The organism is Micrococcus sp. KRD128 (assembly GCF_017168395.1).
Lineage (GTDB): Bacteria > Actinomycetota > Actinomycetes > Actinomycetales > Micrococcaceae > Micrococcus > Micrococcus luteus.
The window spans coordinates 1-16,190 of record NZ_JABFAX010000002.1; the positions used below are offsets into that span (position 1 = coordinate 1).

At 73.5% G+C, this 16,190-nt stretch carries 14 protein-coding genes; 5 read left to right on the plus strand and 9 right to left on the minus strand.

All coding sequences use genetic code 11. From position 1 onward, the window contains the following. Positions 1-84: 84 nt before the first annotated feature. From J1M44_RS00900 to rsmI, 4 genes are all read right to left on the minus strand, one after another. The gene (locus J1M44_RS00900; RefSeq protein WP_206480378.1) at positions 85-1,896 is read right to left on the minus strand and encodes an ATP-binding cassette domain-containing protein; all 1,812 of its coding nucleotides are present in this window, start codon (positions 1,894-1,896) and stop codon (positions 85-87) included. 33 nt (positions 1,897-1,929) lie between these two features. Next, complete coding sequence (locus J1M44_RS00905; protein ID WP_206480379.1) at positions 1,930-2,883, minus strand: TatD family hydrolase; 954 nt, start codon at positions 2,881-2,883, stop codon at positions 1,930-1,932. Between the two features lie 119 nt (positions 2,884-3,002). Beyond that, positions 3,003-4,490: an NAD-dependent succinate-semialdehyde dehydrogenase gene (locus tag J1M44_RS00910; protein ID WP_206480380.1), complete on the minus strand. Its 1,488-nt coding sequence runs from the start codon at positions 4,488-4,490 to the stop codon at positions 3,003-3,005. A gap of 173 nt (positions 4,491-4,663) precedes the next feature. Continuing rightward, positions 4,664-5,521: a 16S rRNA (cytidine(1402)-2'-O)-methyltransferase gene (gene rsmI / locus J1M44_RS00915; protein ID WP_206480381.1), complete on the minus strand. Its 858-nt coding sequence runs from the start codon at positions 5,519-5,521 to the stop codon at positions 4,664-4,666. Between the two features lie 109 nt (positions 5,522-5,630). Here rsmI and J1M44_RS00920 point away from each other — a divergent pair, with 109 nt between their 5' ends. The 3 genes from J1M44_RS00920 to J1M44_RS00930 all read left to right on the plus strand — a co-directional run bounded on the left by J1M44_RS00920 (position 5,631) and on the right by J1M44_RS00930 (position 10,255). Beyond that, on the plus strand, positions 5,631-7,154 hold the full coding sequence (locus tag J1M44_RS00920) for a dolichyl-phosphate-mannose--protein mannosyltransferase (protein ID WP_342356557.1): 1,524 nt from the start codon (positions 5,631-5,633) through the stop codon (positions 7,152-7,154). 68 nt (positions 7,155-7,222) lie between these two features. Beyond that, positions 7,223-9,061, plus strand: coding sequence for an AMP-binding protein (locus tag J1M44_RS00925; RefSeq protein WP_206480382.1), 1,839 nt, complete (start codon positions 7,223-7,225; stop codon positions 9,059-9,061). 105 nt (positions 9,062-9,166) lie between these two features. After that, complete coding sequence (locus tag J1M44_RS00930) at positions 9,167-10,255, plus strand: oxidoreductase (RefSeq protein WP_206480383.1); 1,089 nt, start codon at positions 9,167-9,169, stop codon at positions 10,253-10,255. A gap of 85 nt (positions 10,256-10,340) precedes the next feature. Here J1M44_RS00930 and J1M44_RS00935 read toward each other — a convergent pair whose 3' ends face one another. The 3 genes from J1M44_RS00935 to J1M44_RS00945 are packed head-to-tail and all read right to left on the minus strand — an operon-like array spanning position 10,341 to position 13,516. Continuing rightward, positions 10,341-11,561, minus strand: coding sequence for a DUF1461 domain-containing protein (locus J1M44_RS00935; protein ID WP_206480384.1), 1,221 nt, complete (start codon positions 11,559-11,561; stop codon positions 10,341-10,343). A gap of 47 nt (positions 11,562-11,608) precedes the next feature. Continuing rightward, the gene (gene ahcY, locus J1M44_RS00940; protein ID WP_241252671.1) at positions 11,609-13,168 is read right to left on the minus strand and encodes an adenosylhomocysteinase; all 1,560 of its coding nucleotides are present in this window, start codon (positions 13,166-13,168) and stop codon (positions 11,609-11,611) included. A 45-nt stretch (positions 13,169-13,213) separates the two neighbouring features. Further along, on the minus strand, positions 13,214-13,516 hold the full coding sequence (locus J1M44_RS00945; RefSeq protein WP_145032397.1) for a DUF3499 family protein: 303 nt from the start codon (positions 13,514-13,516) through the stop codon (positions 13,214-13,216). A 62-nt stretch (positions 13,517-13,578) separates the two neighbouring features. Here J1M44_RS00945 and J1M44_RS00950 point away from each other — a divergent pair, with 62 nt between their 5' ends. Beyond that, positions 13,579-14,124: a hypothetical protein gene (locus J1M44_RS00950; RefSeq protein ID WP_241179437.1), complete on the plus strand. Its 546-nt coding sequence runs from the start codon at positions 13,579-13,581 to the stop codon at positions 14,122-14,124. A 55-nt stretch (positions 14,125-14,179) separates the two neighbouring features. Here the strand turns inward: J1M44_RS00950 and J1M44_RS00955 are convergent, their stop codons facing one another. After that, a complete protein-coding gene (locus tag J1M44_RS00955) occupies positions 14,180-14,707 on the minus strand; it encodes a WhiB family transcriptional regulator (protein ID WP_206480385.1) in 528 nt (175 codons plus the stop codon). 170 nt (positions 14,708-14,877) lie between these two features. Here J1M44_RS00955 and J1M44_RS00960 point away from each other — a divergent pair, with 170 nt between their 5' ends. Next, positions 14,878-15,501 carry a hypothetical protein gene (locus J1M44_RS00960; protein WP_136940669.1) on the plus strand — a complete coding sequence of 208 codons (624 nt, stop codon included), beginning with the start codon at positions 14,878-14,880 and terminating at the stop codon, positions 15,499-15,501. A 27-nt stretch (positions 15,502-15,528) separates the two neighbouring features. On the opposite strand, the gene J1M44_RS00965 is transcribed toward J1M44_RS00960, so the two are convergent. Next, entirely contained in the window at positions 15,529-16,146 is a 618-nt protein-coding gene (locus J1M44_RS00965) for a GtrA family protein (RefSeq protein ID WP_206480386.1), read from the minus strand. Between the last annotated feature and the right edge of the window lie 44 nt (positions 16,147-16,190).

Here is a 16,190-nt window from a genome sequence, read left to right on the forward strand (position 1 = left end):
GGGGTGCGGGGAGGGCTGGACCATGCCCGCGAGTCTATCGGGGCGCCGGACAGGGTAACCGGGGCGCAGCGGCGCGGGCTCCGCTCAGGTGGAGAGGTCACCGAGCCGGACGAGCTCGCGGAACTCGGGGCTCGTCTCCTGCAGCCCGGCGAACGTGCCCTGGCCGATGATCCGCCCCTGGTCCATCAGCACGATCTGATCGCAGCGCTTGACCGTGGAGAGACGGTGGGCGACCACGATGACCGTGATCCGTCCGCGCAGCGACTCGATCACCTCGGTGACCCGGCGTTCCGTGAGGTTGTCGAGGGCCGACGTCGCCTCGTCGAGCACGAGGAGGCGGGGTCGCCGGAAGAGCGCGCGCGCGATGCCCAGGCGCTGGCGCTGGCCGCCGGAGACGCCGACGGCCCCTTCGCCGATCACGGTGTCCAGGCCGTCGGGGAGCTCGTCCAGCCACTGCCCCAGCTGGGCTTCGCGCAGCACGCGCTCCACCTCGGCCCGGTCCGCCGTCTGGGCGGCCTCGACGTCGAGGAGCACGTTGTGCAGCACCGTCCCGTTGACCACGGTGACGGACTGCGGGACGAACGCCACGTTGTCCCACCAGCCGCGCGGGTTGGCCTCGAGCTCCACCCCGTCCACGTAGACCCCGCCGCGCTGCGCGTGGTGGAAGCCGATGACCAGGTCCACCAGGGTGGTCTTGCCGGCACCGCTGCCGCCCACGAAGGCGTACGAGGAGCCGAAGGGGATGCGCAGGTCGATGTCCCGCAGGACCGGCTCGGCCTTGCCGGGGTAGGTGAAGGACGCGTCCCGCACCTCGATGGACTCCTCGAACGTGACGCGCTCGTAGGGCCGGTCCGCCGCGTGCAGGACCGGCTGCGCGGCGGCGAGCTCCGCCGTCGTGCGCTCGAAGGCCGGCCAGGAGGTGCGGATCTCGTTGGTGGTGGCCATGAGCGCGGCCATGGACGGCAGCACACGGAAGCCGGCCATCGCGAGCAGGGCGAGCGAGCCGAACGCCTCCCCGCCACGACCCTGGATGAAGGCCACGGCCACGAGCGCCGCGATGGCGGCCACGAAGGCGACCTCGAGCACGTAGCGCGGCATCATCGTGAGGATCATCTTGAGCCGCGTGGCTTCCGCGCTCTCCGCGCGGGCGGCCCGGTACTCCTCCATGAAGGCCGAGTCGTTGCCGCGGATCTTCACGTCCTTGTAGTTCTCCAGGCCCTGCAGCGCCGCGGTGTTGGCCCGCTCCCCCGAGGTCACCAGGGTCCAGCCCAGACGCGAGGCCGGGCGGCGGATCACCGTCTTGATCACCCAGGCGACGGCGAGGAAGTACAGGGCCATCCCGAGCCCCGTCAGCGGCATGGAGACGCCCACCACGACCGCCACCGCGACGAGCGTCACGGCCTCCGTGAGGAACGTGACGGACGCGTTCACCACGCCCGTGTACGCCATGCTGGAGGTGCCGGTCACGTTGTTGACCAGGGTGCCGACCGTGCGCGTCAGGTGCAGGCCGTAGTCGGCCCGCAGGTAGTAGCGCAGCAGCGTGGCGGACGTGCGGATGAGGTTCTGGTTGGTGAACCCCATGGTCCACCAGCGGAACGCGAGCACCAGGATCGCCTTGAGCAGGAAGGCCAGCACGATCACGACGGCGAAGGCCACCGTCTGCTCCGGCACCGTCACGGCCCCGAACCGGGCCAGCAGCCCTTCGAGCACCGGGGAACCCAGCTCACCCGAGGTCAGCAGGCTGACCAGCGGGAGGATCGAGGCGAGCGCCACCATCTCGAGGCCGGCCACGAGGACGGACCCGAGGACCACGAACACGAGGCGGATCCGCATGGGGCGGTCCACCAGGTACTGCGTTCCCTCGGGCAGCCGGGCTTTGAGGAGTCGGGTCAGCACGTCGCCCATCCTAGGGGCCGGGCCTGGATCGGCTCAGAACGCCCCGTACACCCGGGCGGTGTTCTCGCTCACCGCGCGAGCGAGGGCCGCCACGTCGTCTCCGCGCGTCTCCGCCATGCCCCGCAGGGTCACCGGGACCAGGTACGGCGCGTTGGGGCGGCCCCGATGCGGATGCGGCGTGAGGAAGGGCGCGTCCGTCTCCACGAGCAGCAGCTCGGCCGGGGCGATCCGCAACGCCTCGCGCAGCTCGTCGTTGGCCTTGAAGGTGACGGGGCCGGCGAAGGACATGTGCCAGCCGTGCTCGGCGCACGTGCGGGCCAGATCGGGGCCGCCGGAGAAGCAGTGGAACACCACGTGCGGGGGCAGCCCGCCGTCGGCCGCCTCCTCGAGCAGGATCCGGACGACGTCGTCGTGCGCGTCCCGGTCGTGGATCTGCAGGGCCGTGCCGAGTTCGCGGGCGAGTCGGATGTGCCGGCGGAAGGACTCCTGCTGCGCCGCGTGGCCGGCCTCGTCCTGCGTCCGGAAGTAGTCGAGGCCCGTCTCGCCGACGGCGCGCACGCGGGGGTGGCGGGCGAGCTCCGCGATCTGCGCGAACGCCTCCTCGAACTCGCCGCGCTCGGCCAGGCGGGCCGCGTCGTTGGGGTGCAGCGCCACGGCGCCGAGCAGGCGGGGCTCGGCCTCGATCGCCGCGATCGTGAACCGGGCCGAGGCGACGTCGCAGCCCACCTGGACCGCGCCGACCACGCCCACGGCCTCCGCCGCGTCCATCGCCTGGTGGACGTCCACGCGGACCAGGCCGTCGCGGAAGTCGAGGTGCGTGTGGTTGTCCACGACGGGCACCGGCAGCGGCTCGGGTGCGGGCGGGTACTCGAGACGACGCTTGCGGCCCGACTTCTCCTCGCGGGCGTCCCGGCGCGGGCCGCCGTCATCGTCCGGCTGCTGGGCGGGGGCGCGGTAGGCGAGGGGGGTCTCGGATGCGTGGGCCATGCACCCCACTCTAGGGAGCCGAACCCGGGCCCCCGACACGCCTCGGGGGCGGTGGCGGGCGGCATCCGAGAGGAACACCGCCCGACACCGCCCCCGGAGGGAACGGCTCGACGCGAGGGTCAGGCCTTCGCGGCCGCCCACGGGTCGGCGATGCCGATGTACTGCACCGAGGTGTACTCCTCGATGCCCTCGGCGCCGCCCTCGCGGCCCAGGCCCGACTGCTTCACGCCGCCGAACGGCGCGGCCGGGTTGGAGATGACGCCCACGTTGTAGCCCATGAGGCCGAACTCGATGCTCTCGGCCACGCGGTACATCCGGGCCTGATCCTGCGTGAACACGTAGGAGGCGAGGCCGTACTCGGTGTCGTTGGCCATCTCGATGGCCTCCTCCTCGGAGGAGAAGGTCACGATCGGGGCCACCGGGCCGAAGATCTCCTGCTGGAGGATCGGGCTGCCCTTCTCCACCTTGATCGCGGTCGGCGCGTAGAAGTAGCCGTCGCCCTCGATCTTGTGGCCACCGGTGAGCACCTCACCGCCGGCCGCCACGGCGTCCTGGACGAGCTGGTCGATGTCGTCGCGCGCGCCCTCGTCCACGATCGGGCCGAGGGTGGACTCCGGGTCGGTGCCGCGCAGGGGCTTGAGCGCCTCGAGCTTGGCCACGAACTTCTGCGTGAACTCCTCGGCCACGTCCTCGTGCACGAGGAAGCGGTTGGCGGCGGTGCAGGCCTCGCCCATGTTGCGCATCTTCGCGGCGAAGGCGCCCTCGACGGCGGCGTCCAGGTCCGCGTCCTCGAAGACGATGAGTGGGGCGTTGCCGCCGAGCTCCATGGAGGTGCGCAGCACGTTGTCCGCCGCGTCCTTCATGAGGCGCACACCGACCGGCGTGGAACCGGTGAAGGACACCTTGCGCAGCCGCCGGTCCTGCAGGATCGGGCTGGAGATCGACGAGGCGGAGGAGCCCGCGACGACGTTGAGCACGCCCTTGGGCAGGCCGGCCTCCTGCATCACCTGCGCGAACAGCTGGGTGGTCAGCGGGGTCAGCTTGGCGGCCTTGAGGACCATGGTGCAGCCGGCGGCGACGGCGGGGCCCACCTTGCGGGTGGCCATGGCCAGCGGGAAGTTCCACGGGGTGATCAGCAGGCACGGGCCCACCGGGCGATGGTGCACCTGCATGCGCAGGGTGCCCTCGGGCACGGTCAGGGTGCGGCCGTAGTGGCGGCCGGCCTCCTCGGAGAACCAGCGCAGGAAGCCGTTGCCGTACGTGACCTCGCCGCGGGCCTCGGCGAGCGGCTTGCCCATCTCGAGGGTCATCAGCAGCGCGAAGTCCTCGGCGCGCTCGTTGATCAGGTCGTAGGCACGGCGCAGGATGTCGGCGCGCTCCTTGGCCGGGGTCCGGGCCCAGTCGGCCTGCGCGGCGCAGGCGGCGTCGAAGGCGGCCATGGCGTCGTCGGAGTTCGCGTCCTGCAGGCTCGCGATGACCTTGCCGGTGGCCGGGTCCTTCACGTCGAAGGTCTTGCCGGAGGAGGCATCGCGCCACTCGCCGTCGATCAGCAGGCCGGTGGGGACGGACTCCAGCAGCGCCTTCTCGCGCTCAGCGGTCACGGTCATGATGCACCTCTTTCGGGGTCGGTGGTCGGAGGCGGCACGCCCCGCGTCCCTCAGAGGAACGGGTGGACGGCCACGGGTATTCCGACGCCGTCCGGCGGCGGCTCCACGGCTGATCCTAGCCAGGCACCGGCGCCGCGCCATGGCACATGAGCCTCTGTGTAGCCGGGGACGCGTCAGCCCCGGGCCGCCAGCACCGCCTGGTAGAGCTCCCGGCTCCGCATCCCGTGGGCTCCGGCCACCGCGGCCACGGCCTCCTTGAGCCGGGTGCCGGACTCCACCAGCACCGCCACCTCGGCGACCACGTCCGCCTCGGACGCCTCCCCCTCGGCGCCGGGCGCGGCCGGCCCGATCACCAGCACGATCTCCCCGCGGATCCCCTCCCCTGCGTGCCGTTCGGCGGCCCAGGCGTGCACCTCGGCCGCGGTGCCGCGCACCACCTCCTCGTGCAGCTTGGTGAGCTCGCGGGCCACGCACACCGGCCGCTCCGCACCGAGGACCTCCACGACGACGGCCAGCGCGTCCGCCAGACGCTGCGGCGACTCGAAGGCGACCACGGTGCGCGCCTCGGTGAGCAGGGAGGTGAGCCATCGCCGTCGTTCCCCGTCCTTGCGGGGGACGAAGCCGTCGAAGGCGAACCGATCCGTCGGCAGGCCGGACAGGGCGAGCGCGGTGGTCACGGCGGAGGGGCCGGGCGCGCAGGTCACGGGCAGCCCAGCGGACACCGCGGCCGCCACGAGCCGGTACCCCGGGTCCGAGACCGTGGGCATGCCCGCGTCCGAGACCACCGCCACCGTGGCACCGCCCCGCACCTGCTCCAGCAGCCCCTGGGCGGAGGCCGCCTCGTTGTGCTCGTGATGGGCCACCACCCGGCCCGTCGGGGTGAGGCCCAGACCGGCGCACAGGCGCCGCGCGGTCCGGGTGTCCTCGGCGGCGATCACGTCCGCCTCCGCCAGCAGCTCACGCAGGCGCGCGGACGCGTCCCCGAGGTTGCCGATGGGGGTGGCGGCCAGGACGATGCGACCCTCGGGCATGGGACGACCTTTCGACGGACGGACGGCTGCCCCGAGCCTACGGCCCCGGTCACCGTGCACGTCTCGCCGTCCACCCGGCCCCTAGCATGGAGCCCGTGCCCGCCTCGGGGTGAGTGCGGCACCCCTGACGCGGTGGCACTGGATCCTGCCGCTGGTGGTCACGGTGATCGCCGGCGTCCTGCGGTTCACGAACCTGGCCCACCCGGACCAGCTGATCTTCGACGAGACCTACTACCCCAAGGACGCCTACTCCCTCCTGGAGTCCGGCTACGAGCGGCGGTGGGACGAGGACGTCAACGACGCGTTCGCGCGCGGCGAGGCGGAGCCGCTCGAGGGGGCCGCCTACGTGGTGCACCCGCCGCTGGGCAAGTGGCTGATCGGCCTGGGCATGCTCGCGTTCGGCCCGGACAACGGGGTGGGCTGGCGATTCAGCGCCGCGGTGGTCGGCACGCTGTCCGTCCTGCTGGTCGCCCTCGCCACGCAGCACCTGCTGCGCTCGGTGTCCCTGGGCGCGGTGGCCGGGCTGCTGCTGGCCGTGGAGGGCCACCACCTGGTGATGTCCCGCATCGGGCTGCTGGACATCTTCCTCTCGTTCTTCGTGCTCGCGGCCTTCGCCGCGCTGCTGGCGGACCGCGTCCACGGGCGGCGGCTGCTCGCGGAGCGGCTCGCCCACGACGTCGCCCGGCGGGGACGCGACGCCCTGGCCAGCGGGCCGTGGCTCGGCTGGCGCCCGTGGCGTCTGCTGGCGGGCGTGCTGCTGGGCTCCGGCTGCGCCGTGAAGCTCTCCGGGCTGGCGTTCATGGCGGCCTTCGGCCTGCTCACCGTCCTGTGGGACATGTCCGCGCGCCGGACCGCCGGGGTGCGGCGCTGGGCGTGGGCCGGCGTCGAGAAGGACGGCCTGTACGCGTTCGTGGCCGTGGTGGGCGGCGGCCTGGTCGCCTACCTGGCCTCGTGGACCGGCTGGTTCGTCACGGAGGGCGGCTACTACCGGGACTGGCACCGGGACAACCCGCCGGAGGGCCTGCTCGCCGGGTTGGTCCCCGGCCCGCTGCGCTCCCTGTGGCACTACCACGTGGAGTCCACGACCTTCCACCAGGGCCTCACCAGCCCCCACGACTACGCCGCCAACCCGTGGACCTGGCCGTTCATGGGCCGGCCCGTGAGCTACTACTACGAGGGCGCAGAGCCCGGCGAGGGGATCTGCCCGCCGGACGCCGCGGGCGCGTGCTCGGCGGCCATCACGGACATCGCCAACCCGTTCGTGTGGTGGACGGGCCTGGCCGCCGTCCTCGTGTGCGTGTGGCTGCTGGTGCGCCACCGGGACTGGCGGGCCGGCGCCCTGCTCGGCGCCTACGCAGCCGGGCAGCTGGTGTGGTTCCTGTGGCCCGAGCGGACCATGTTCTTCTTCTACACGATCGCCTACGAGCCCTTCCTCGTGATGATGATCGCCCTGGCGCTCTCGCTGCTGCTCCTGCCGGGCCGCCGGCCCGGGCCCCGCTGGGGCTCGGCCCTGGTGCTGGCGTACGTGACGATCGCCGTCGCCGTGTCCCTGTTCTTCCTGCCCGTGTGGATCGGCGACGTCATCCCGTACGACCAGTGGCGCTGGCGGATGTGGTTCAGCAGCTGGATCTGACGGCCGCGTCGCGGGCGCGGGTGTGCCCGACCGCGCGCCGCACGCCCGGAAATGGGTACGCTCGGACCGTGCAGAACCAGAGCCCCGTCCATGAGTCCGCCACCGAGCTCGTCGGCATGCCGCCGGCGGACTCCACCATCACGGACCTGATCGTCGCCTCCTGTGCCGACCGGCCGGACGCCCCCGTGTACGCCGTGCGCAACGGCGCGGGCGGCTGGGTGGACGTCCACTTCACCGCGTTCCTCACCCAGGTGCGCGCCGTGGCGGCCGGCCTCATCGCCCGCGGCGTCCAGCCCGGGGACCGGGTGGGCCTGTTCTCCCCCACCTCCTACGCGTGGGCCGTCCTCGACCAGGCCGTGTGGTTCGCCGGCGCCGTGTCCGTGCCGATCTACGAGACCTCCTCCGCCCACCAGGTGGAGCACATCGTCACGGACTCGGGGCTGCGGGTGGTCGCCGTCGGCAGCGAGGAGCTCGGCGAGCGTGTCGCCGAGGCCGCCGGGCACGCGGACGTGGACGTGGCGACGTTCCCGCTGACGGACGCCGGGCTGGCGGAGCTGGCCGAGGCCGGCGCGTTCGTGTCGGACGACGCCGTCGAGCACGCCCGCTCCCTGGCGACCCTCGCCAGCCCCGCCTCGATCGTCTACACCTCCGGCACCACCGGCCGCCCGAAGGGCGCCGTGATCACGCACGGCAACTTCGTGGGCGCGGCCATCAACGTGCTGCACTTCGGGCGCGAGGTGATCCAGTGGTCCCCGGAGACGACGACGTCGCGCACCCTGCTCTTCCTCCCGCTGGCCCACGTACTCGCCCACGCCATCCAGGTCATCTGCCTGTACGCCCGCATCCAGGTGGCCCACTCCGGTTCCCCGGCCACGCTGCTCGGCGACCTCGCCTCCTTCCACCCCACGTGGCTGCTGGCCGTGCCGCGCGTGTTCGAGAAGGTCGAGGCCGGCATCGAGACCAAGGCCCAGAAGGGCGGCACCGGGCCGATCTACGCGGCCGCCAAGCGCACCGCCATCGAGTGGTCCACGGCCGTGGACGAGGCCGAGTTCGAGGACGGCCCCGGCCCCTCGGCCCTGCTGCGCGCCCGGCGTGCGCTGTTCGACCGGCTGGTCTACCGCAAGATCCGGGAGGCCCTCGGCGGCGAGGTGATCTCGTGCGTGTCCGGCGCGTCCGCCCTCTCCCCGGAGCTGGTGCACTTCTTCCGCGGCGCCGGCATCCCGATCGTGGAGGGCTACGGCCTCACGGAGACCACCGCGCCGGCCACCGTGAACATCCCCGGCGCGCACCGCGTGGGCACCGTGGGCCTGCCCGTGGCCGGGGTGACGGTGAAGATCGCCGAGGACGGCGAGATCCTCATCCGCGGCCCCGTGGTGTTCGACGGCTACCACGGCATGCCCAAGGCGTCGGCGGAGGCCATGGAGGACGACTTCTTCCGCACCGGGGACATCGGCACGCTGGACGAGCACGGCTTCCTGCGGATCACCGGCCGCAAGAAGGACGTGATCATCACCGCCGGCGGCAAGAACGTGTACCCCACGCCCATGGAGGAGGCGCTGCGCCAGCACCGGCTCATCGAGCACGTCGTGGTGGTCGGGGAGAACCGCCCGTTCGTGGGCGCCCTCATCACCCTGGACTCCGAGGCCCTCACCCAGTGGGCCCTGGACCGCGAGCTCAGCCTCACGCCGGCCGAGGCCGCCACGGACCCCACCGTGCTGGCCTCGATCCAGGAGGCGGTGGACCAGGTCAACGCGGGCGTCTCCCGCGCCGAGTCCATCCGCCGCTTCCGCATCCTGGACCACCCGTTCACCGAGGACTCCGGGCACGTCACCCAGTCCCAGAAGCTCAAGCGGGCCCAGGTGATCGAGGACCACGCCGAGGACGTCGAGGCCCTCTACCGCCGCTGAGGGAGGGCGCCGCACCCCCGCCGCCGGAATGCCCTGCCTCCGGAATAACCTCCGGCGGCGGCCGGTTGGCGCGGAGGACCATCTCCCCGAGCGATCGGAACCACCGTGCCCTCCCTGTTCGACCCCCTGGACGTCGGCGCCCTGCGCCTGGACAACCGCATCGTCATGGCCCCCCTGACCCGCCAGAGGGCGGGCGAGGACGGCGTCCCCACCGAGCTGCACGCCGAGCACTACGCCCAGCGCGCCACTGCCGGACTGCTCGTCACCGAGGGCGCCTTCCCCTCCTTCCGCAGCCGGGCGTTCCCCGGCCAGACCGGCCTCGCCGACGACGCCCAGACCGACGGGTGGCGTGCCGTGGCGCAGGCCGTCCACGAGGCCGGCGGACACGTGTTCGTCCAGGTCATGCACGGCGGGCGCATGTGCCATCCGGACCTGCTGCGCGGCGCGGAGCCGGAGGCCCCCAGCGCCATCGCCCCCGGGGTGCCGGTGCGCGGGTTCAGCGGCAAGATGGAGGGGCCGGTGCCCAGCGCCCTGGACACGGAGGAGCTGCCCCGCGTGGTGGCCGAATTCGCCGACGCCGCCCGCCGGGCCGTCGAGGCCGGGCTCGACGGCGTGGAGGTCCACGGCGCCAACGGGTACCTGCTCCACGAGTTCCTGGCGCCCTCCAGCAACACCCGCGAGGACGCCTACGGCGGCTCCCCCGAGAACCGGGCGCGCCTCACCGTGGAGGTGGTGCGCGCCGTCGCCCAGGCCATCGGCGCCGAGCGCACCGCCCTGCGCATCTCCCCCGAGCACAACGTGCAGGGCACCATCGAGGAGGACCGCTCGGACGTCCTGGCCACCTACGACGCTCTCCTGGCCGGCCTCGCCGACCTGGACCTGGCCTACCTGTCCGTCATCCACCAGGACGTGGCCGGTGACCTCGCGGCGCACCTGCGCGAGTCCTTCTCCGGGCCCCTGGTGCTCAACAGCGGCTTCGGCGCGGTCACGGGCCTGGAGGAGGCCCGCCGGATCGTGGAGGACGGCCTGGCCGACGCGGTGGCCGTGGGCCGCGAGCTGATCGCCAACCCGGACCTGGCGCGCCGCTGGCGCGAGGGGCTGCCCCTCAACGAGCCGGACCCGACGACGTTCTACACGGGCGGGGCGCACGGCTACACGGACTACCCGTTCGTGGACGGGTCCCCGTCCTCCTGAGACCCGCACACCCGCCGGACGCACCGCGCCCCGCCTCCCATCACTGGGGGGCGGGGCGCGTTCGTGCGGGGGCCTCAGCGGCCCGTCACCGCAGCTGCGCGTCCTCCTCGCGGGCCCAGCGCAGGCGCGTGGACTCGAAGGCACTGCGCTGGTCCGCGGTGCGCTCGCGACGGCGGCGCGTTGGCCAGGTGAAGACGAGCGTGAGCAGGGCGGTCAGCAGGCTGATGAGGCCCACCGCGGCGGCGGCGTCGATCCAGAACTGGCTCGGGTACAGGCGGATCAGCGCGTCCTGCACGGAGAACGTCCACGTGCCGTCCGCGAAGAACAGCGAGTGGAACCCGGCGAAGAACGTCTCCCAGCCCAGCACCGCCAGGACCGCGAGCGCGATCACCGCGAGCGGCAGCCACACGGCGCCGGCGAACAGGGCGCGGCGCACCCCGCCGGGGCTGGTGCGCAGCAGGGACGCGATGAGCAGGGCGCACACCACCACGAGCACCACGAGCGCCGCTGCGGCGATCCACAGCACGGTCTTCACGTCCGTCATGTGGTCGACCTCGACCTCGGTGAACAGGGGCGCGCCCTGGTGGGTGAGGCTGCTGAGGTACCGCGGCCCGGCCAGGTTGGTCACGTAGTCCAGCCCGGCGGAGCCGTAGTGCATGCGGTCGGCGAGGGTGAAGCCGAACCGGTCCGCGGGGAACCCGGGCCGGTGGTACTCCAGCCACAGGAACACCGGGCTCGCCACGAGGCGGACGGCGGCCAGCAGCAGGGCGAGCGGGGCGAGGATCGCCAGCAGCACCTGCGCCAGGCGCGGGCCCGCCTTGGGCAGGCGCGCGCGCTCCTCCGGCGTGGGCCCCTGCAGGGCCGCCTCCTGCGTCACGGGGGCGGCGGTGCCGTCCTCGGGGTAGCGGTCGACCGGGGCGGCTGCGCTCGACCCCGCCGCGCGGGCCCCGACGGCGGCGCTCAGCGGGCCGAGCTCGTCGGCGCCGGGCAGCGGCCGCCGGTCGCTCTCGGGCACGGCCCGGGAGGCGACGATGTCGCGGTCGGCGTCCGGGGCCGGGCGGTCGGCGTCGCGTCGGTCCGCGGCCGCCGCGTCCCCGCCGCGCAGCGCGGCGAGGTCCTCGGGGCTGAGCGCCGAGGTGTGCTGGGCGCCGCCGTCGTCGTCCCGGTCCATGGCGGGCAGCGCCTGGGTGCGGTTCGGGTCGTCCGCGGCGTCGTCCTGGACGAACGCGCCGTAGTCCAGCCCGGATTCGAAGTCCTCCGCCCCGGCGCGCTCGTCGCGCCCGCGGCCGGCCTGATGGGAAGCCATGCTCGTGCCTCTCTCGAGTGGGTCCGTCCGCCCGCGGGCGCCGGGGATCAGTAGCGGTAGTGGTCGGCCTTGAAGGGGCCGGCCACGTCCACGCCGAGGTACTCGGCCTGGGCCTTGGTCAGCTCGGTCAGCCCGACGCCGAGGGCGTCCAGGTGCAGGCGGGCGACCTTCTCGTCCAGCACCTTGGGCAGCGTGTAGACGCGCTTCTCGTAGTGCTCGCCGGTCAGGGCGCCGGTGCCCGTGGAGCCGCCGAAGAGCTCGATCTGCGCCATCACCTGGTTGGTGAAGGACGCGCTCATCACGAACGAGGGGTGGCCGGTGGCGTTGCCGAGGTTCAGCAGGCGGCCCTCGGAGAGCACGATGATGCTGCGCTCGGCCTCCGTGCCGCCGTCCAGGGTCCACTCGTGGACCTGCGGCTTGATCTCGGTCTTCACGACGCCGGGGATGCGGGCCAGGCCGGCCATGTCGATCTCGTTGTCGAAGTGGCCCACGTTGCCCACGATGGCCTTGTCCTTCATGGCGGCCATGTGCTCGGCCATGATGATGTCCTTGCCGCCGGTGGTGGTGACGAAGATGTCGCCCTCGCCCACCACGTCCTCGAGGCGGGCCACCTGGTAGCCGTCCATCGCGGCCTGCAGCGCGCAGATCGGGTCGATCTCCGTGACGATCACGCGGGCACCCTGGCCGCGCAGGGCCTCGGCGGCGCCCTTGCCGACGTCGCCGTAGCCGCAGACCACGGCCACCTTGCCGCCGATCAGCACGTCCGTGGCGCGCATGATGCCGTCCGGCAGGGAGTGGCGGATGCCGTACTTGTTGTCGAACTTGGACTTGGTCACGGCGTCGTTCACGTTGATCGCCGGGAAGAGCAGGCGGCCCTCCTGCGCCAGCTGGTAGAGGCGCAGCACGCCCGTGGTGGTCTCCTCGGAGACGCCACGCAGGGTGCCGGCGGTCCGGGTCCAGTGCTGCGGGGCGCGGGCCAGCGAGCGACGCAGCGTCTCGAGGATGATCCGGTACTCCTCGGGGTCGTCCTCGGTGGCGCTGGGCACGGCGCCCGCGGCCTCGAACTCGACGCCCTTGTGCACCAGCAGGGTGGCGTCGCCGCCGTCGTCCAGGATCATGTTGGGGCCGCGCTCCGGATCCTCGTCCGCACCCGGCCAGGTGAGGATCTGCGAGGCGGTCCACCAGTAGTCCTCGAGGGACTCGTTCTTCCAGGCGAACACGGGCACGCCCTGCGGGTCCTCGGGGGTGCCCGAGCCCACGACGACGGCGGCCGCGGCCTCGTCCTGCGTGGAGAAGATGTTGCAGGAGGCCCACCGGACCTCGGCGCCGAGGGCGGTGAGGGTCTCGATGAGCACGGCGGTCTGCACGGTCATGTGCAGGGAGCCGGCGATGCGGGCGCCCTTCAGCGGCTGGGCCTCCCCGTACTCCTCGCGCAGGGACATCAGCCCCGGCATCTCGTGCTCGGCCAGGCGGATCTGGTGGCGGCCCGCCTCAGCCAGGGACAGGTCCCGGACCGTGAAGTCGAACGAGGCACCGGGCACGGTGGTGCGGTTGGCGAAGGCCGGGTCGACGTCGGGCGTGCGGAACTCTGCGGAGGTCTCAGTCATGCCCTCCAGCCTAGCGATGCCCCGCAGGGCACGACACGCGCAGCGTCAGTCCCCGTCACGCACCACGCGCAGCCCGGGGCGGGACGGCGGGACGGCCACGGGCCGGGTGGGGACCGTGCGCACGCCGCCGTCCGCGTCGACGGCCTCGTAGTGCTCGGGCAGCTCCAGCCGCAGCACCTGCCAGCCGCGCGGGGCCGTGGTGCGCCGCGCGTGCTCGCCGCAGAGGTCGTACGTGTGCGGCTCCGCCCGGCGCGACAGGGGCCCGATGACCACCTGCGAGTCCGCGTAGTTGTACGTCAGCGTGGCCAGGGCAGGGCTCTGGCATCCGGTCTTGCTGCAGCGTCGCATGGGTCCCACGCCCGTCACCCTACTCGGCGGACGGCCCGGAGCGGTGGCCTACCATGGCGCGCATGACCGCGCCCGCCTCCTCCGATCCCCTCGACCCCCTGCCGTTCCGGGCGGGCGACGCCGCGGGGGCCGAGCCGGGCGTCGAGGGCGGCCCGGCCGAGGCCGGCGTCTCCTCCCCCGCGGGGCGCGGCGTCCGGGACCGCCGTGGCCGAGGACTGCGGCATCCGCGCCCGTTCGGTGCACGCTCGGAACGGGGCCGGGGCGAGGCGCTGCTGACCGCCGTCGAGAAGGCGGTGGACCGGCTGGGCTCCCTGGACGCGCCCGGGCTGCGGCACGTGACCGCGCGGGTGGAGCGCATCCCGGACCGGCTCGACGAGCGACTGCGCGAGCTCCATGCCGGCCAGGAACGGGATGAGGAGGCGCTGTTCGCGCGGGCCGAGCGGCAGGGCCGGGACGGGGTGCTGATCACCCTGTTCGAGCGGCCGCTGCGGGACGCGGCCGACCCCGCCGACCTCGAGGGGGCCGTCTACGGGGTCGCGCTGAGCCGCTGCGCCGAGGCGCTGGGCGTGGACCCGCAGGTGCTCGACCCCAGCTGGGGTCGCGGCTGAGCCCGGACCGGGCGGTCCGCGCCGGGCATCGCGCCCGGTGGACGGGCGCCGTGCGTCAGGCGCGGGCGCGGCGCAGGCGGCGACGCTCGCGCTCGGAGAGCCCGCCCCAGATGCCGAAGCGCTCGTCGTTCGCCATGGCGTACTCCAGGCACGCGTCCTTGACGGTGCAGGCCTCACACACGCGCTTGGCGTCCCGCGTGGAGCCGCCCTTCTCCGGGAAGAACGCCTCGGGGTCCGTCTGCGCGCACAGGGCGTCCGCCTGCCAGGCCAGCTCGCCCTCGATGGACTCGGTGGTCACGCCCGGGATCGCGGCCCAGGCCTGGGAGACGGGCACGGCCTCGACCGGACGCGCGTCACCGGGGAAGAGGGCGGTGACGGTGGCGGCCGGGGTGCCGGTCTCGTCGTCGAGGTCGTGGGCGGTGAGGAAGGCGGTCGCCTGGTCCTCGAGGCTCGCGCCCGGGACGCCGGCCTGCGGGTCGGCGGGGTCGAGGAACCAGTCGCTGGGGACGCTCCGCGGACGAGGCGCCGGCGCCTGCGCGGGATCGGCGCGGTGCGCGTCCTCGACTCGCTGGGTCTGCTCCATGTGTGACGCCTCTTCCCGGGATCGACGTGGCGGTGTGGGCCGGGTGATCGTGCGGTCCGCGCGGGTGCCGGGCAAGCCGGCGGGCCCCTCCTGCCGGGACCGTTGGCCCGGGTTCATTACATCGGTGTGATTCATGCCGAGTCAAACCGAGCGGGTGCCACACTGGGCCCATGGTCTCCCTCTCCGCACCCCGGTCCACCGGCCCCCTCGTGCTCCGCCTCGCCTCCTCCCCGCGGCCCGCGCTCGTCCAGGAGCCGGGAGCCCCGGACGAACCCGGCGCGGTGGACCAGCGCATCGAGCTCTCGGGCCGTGTGACCGTGAACTGGGCCGCCAAGTTCGCGGGCCTGCTCGGCGCCGAGGGCATCGGCGCGGGCGACGCCGTCGCCCTGGACCTGCCCGTCCACTGGCTCTCCCACGCCCTCGCCCTCGGCGTGCTCTGCGCCGAGGCCGAGCCCGCCCTCGAGGGTGACTCCCCCGCCGCCGTCCTCACGGACCGGCCCGAGGCGTGGCCGGACCCGTCCGCGGCCGTGTTCGCCGTGGCCCTGCCGCGCGGCCTCGAGCCCGAGTTCGACGGCCCGGCCGCCGACCCGGCCGTCGTGGACGTGGCCGCGGAGATCCGCGCCCAGCCGGATGCCCTGCCCGGCCCCGTGGACCACGTGCGGCCCGCGTCGATCCCGGCCGGGGTCGACGTCGCGCCGGACGACGACGGCCCGCGCCCCCGCCTGACGTGGGCGGGAGTGCGGGCCGCGCTGGAGGCGTGGGACGCGGGTCGGGCGGTGACCGTGCACCCCTGACGGGGTGGCGGGGTCAGGCCGGGGCGCTCAGACCCCGGCGTCGGGGGCGCGGTGCCGGGCCGGGCCGTCGGGCAGAGGCCCCCGCTCGGCGGGTCGGCCCCGGGCCTCGTGCCGGCCGTGCGGAGGCAGCTGGTCCTCGCGCAGCACGGGCATCTGACCGGTGATGATCGCGAGGTCGCTGGCGAAACCGGGCTCCACGTCCAGCTTCTCCTTGAACACCCAGAACCGATAGGCGAAGTAGCGGAACACGGTGCCGAAGAACAGGCCGATCACGTTGCCGGCGATGAACAGGCCGGTCGGGTCGGTCACGCCCAGCAGGTACTGCGCGATCGCCACGCAGCCGGCCTGGATGCCCAGCCCGATCGCGTTCATGATCAGGAACATCACGAGCTCGCGCGTCTTGTTGGAGGAGCGCTTGTCCCGGAACGTCCAGTAGCGGTTGGCGACCCAGCTGAACAGGGTGGCGACGACGCCGCCCACGATCTTGGCCTTGACGTTGGACCCCTCGAGCGGGCCGGTCATCATCCACCAGAAGACGAGCGAGTCCACCACGAACGCGGCCGCACCGACGGTGCCGAACTTGGCCACCTCCCGCCACAGCAGGGAGACCATCCCGGTCAGGCGGCCCCAGAGATCGGACAGCATGGGCGTGGACTCCTCGGTTCGGGACGGGGGTGTGCACGCGGGCC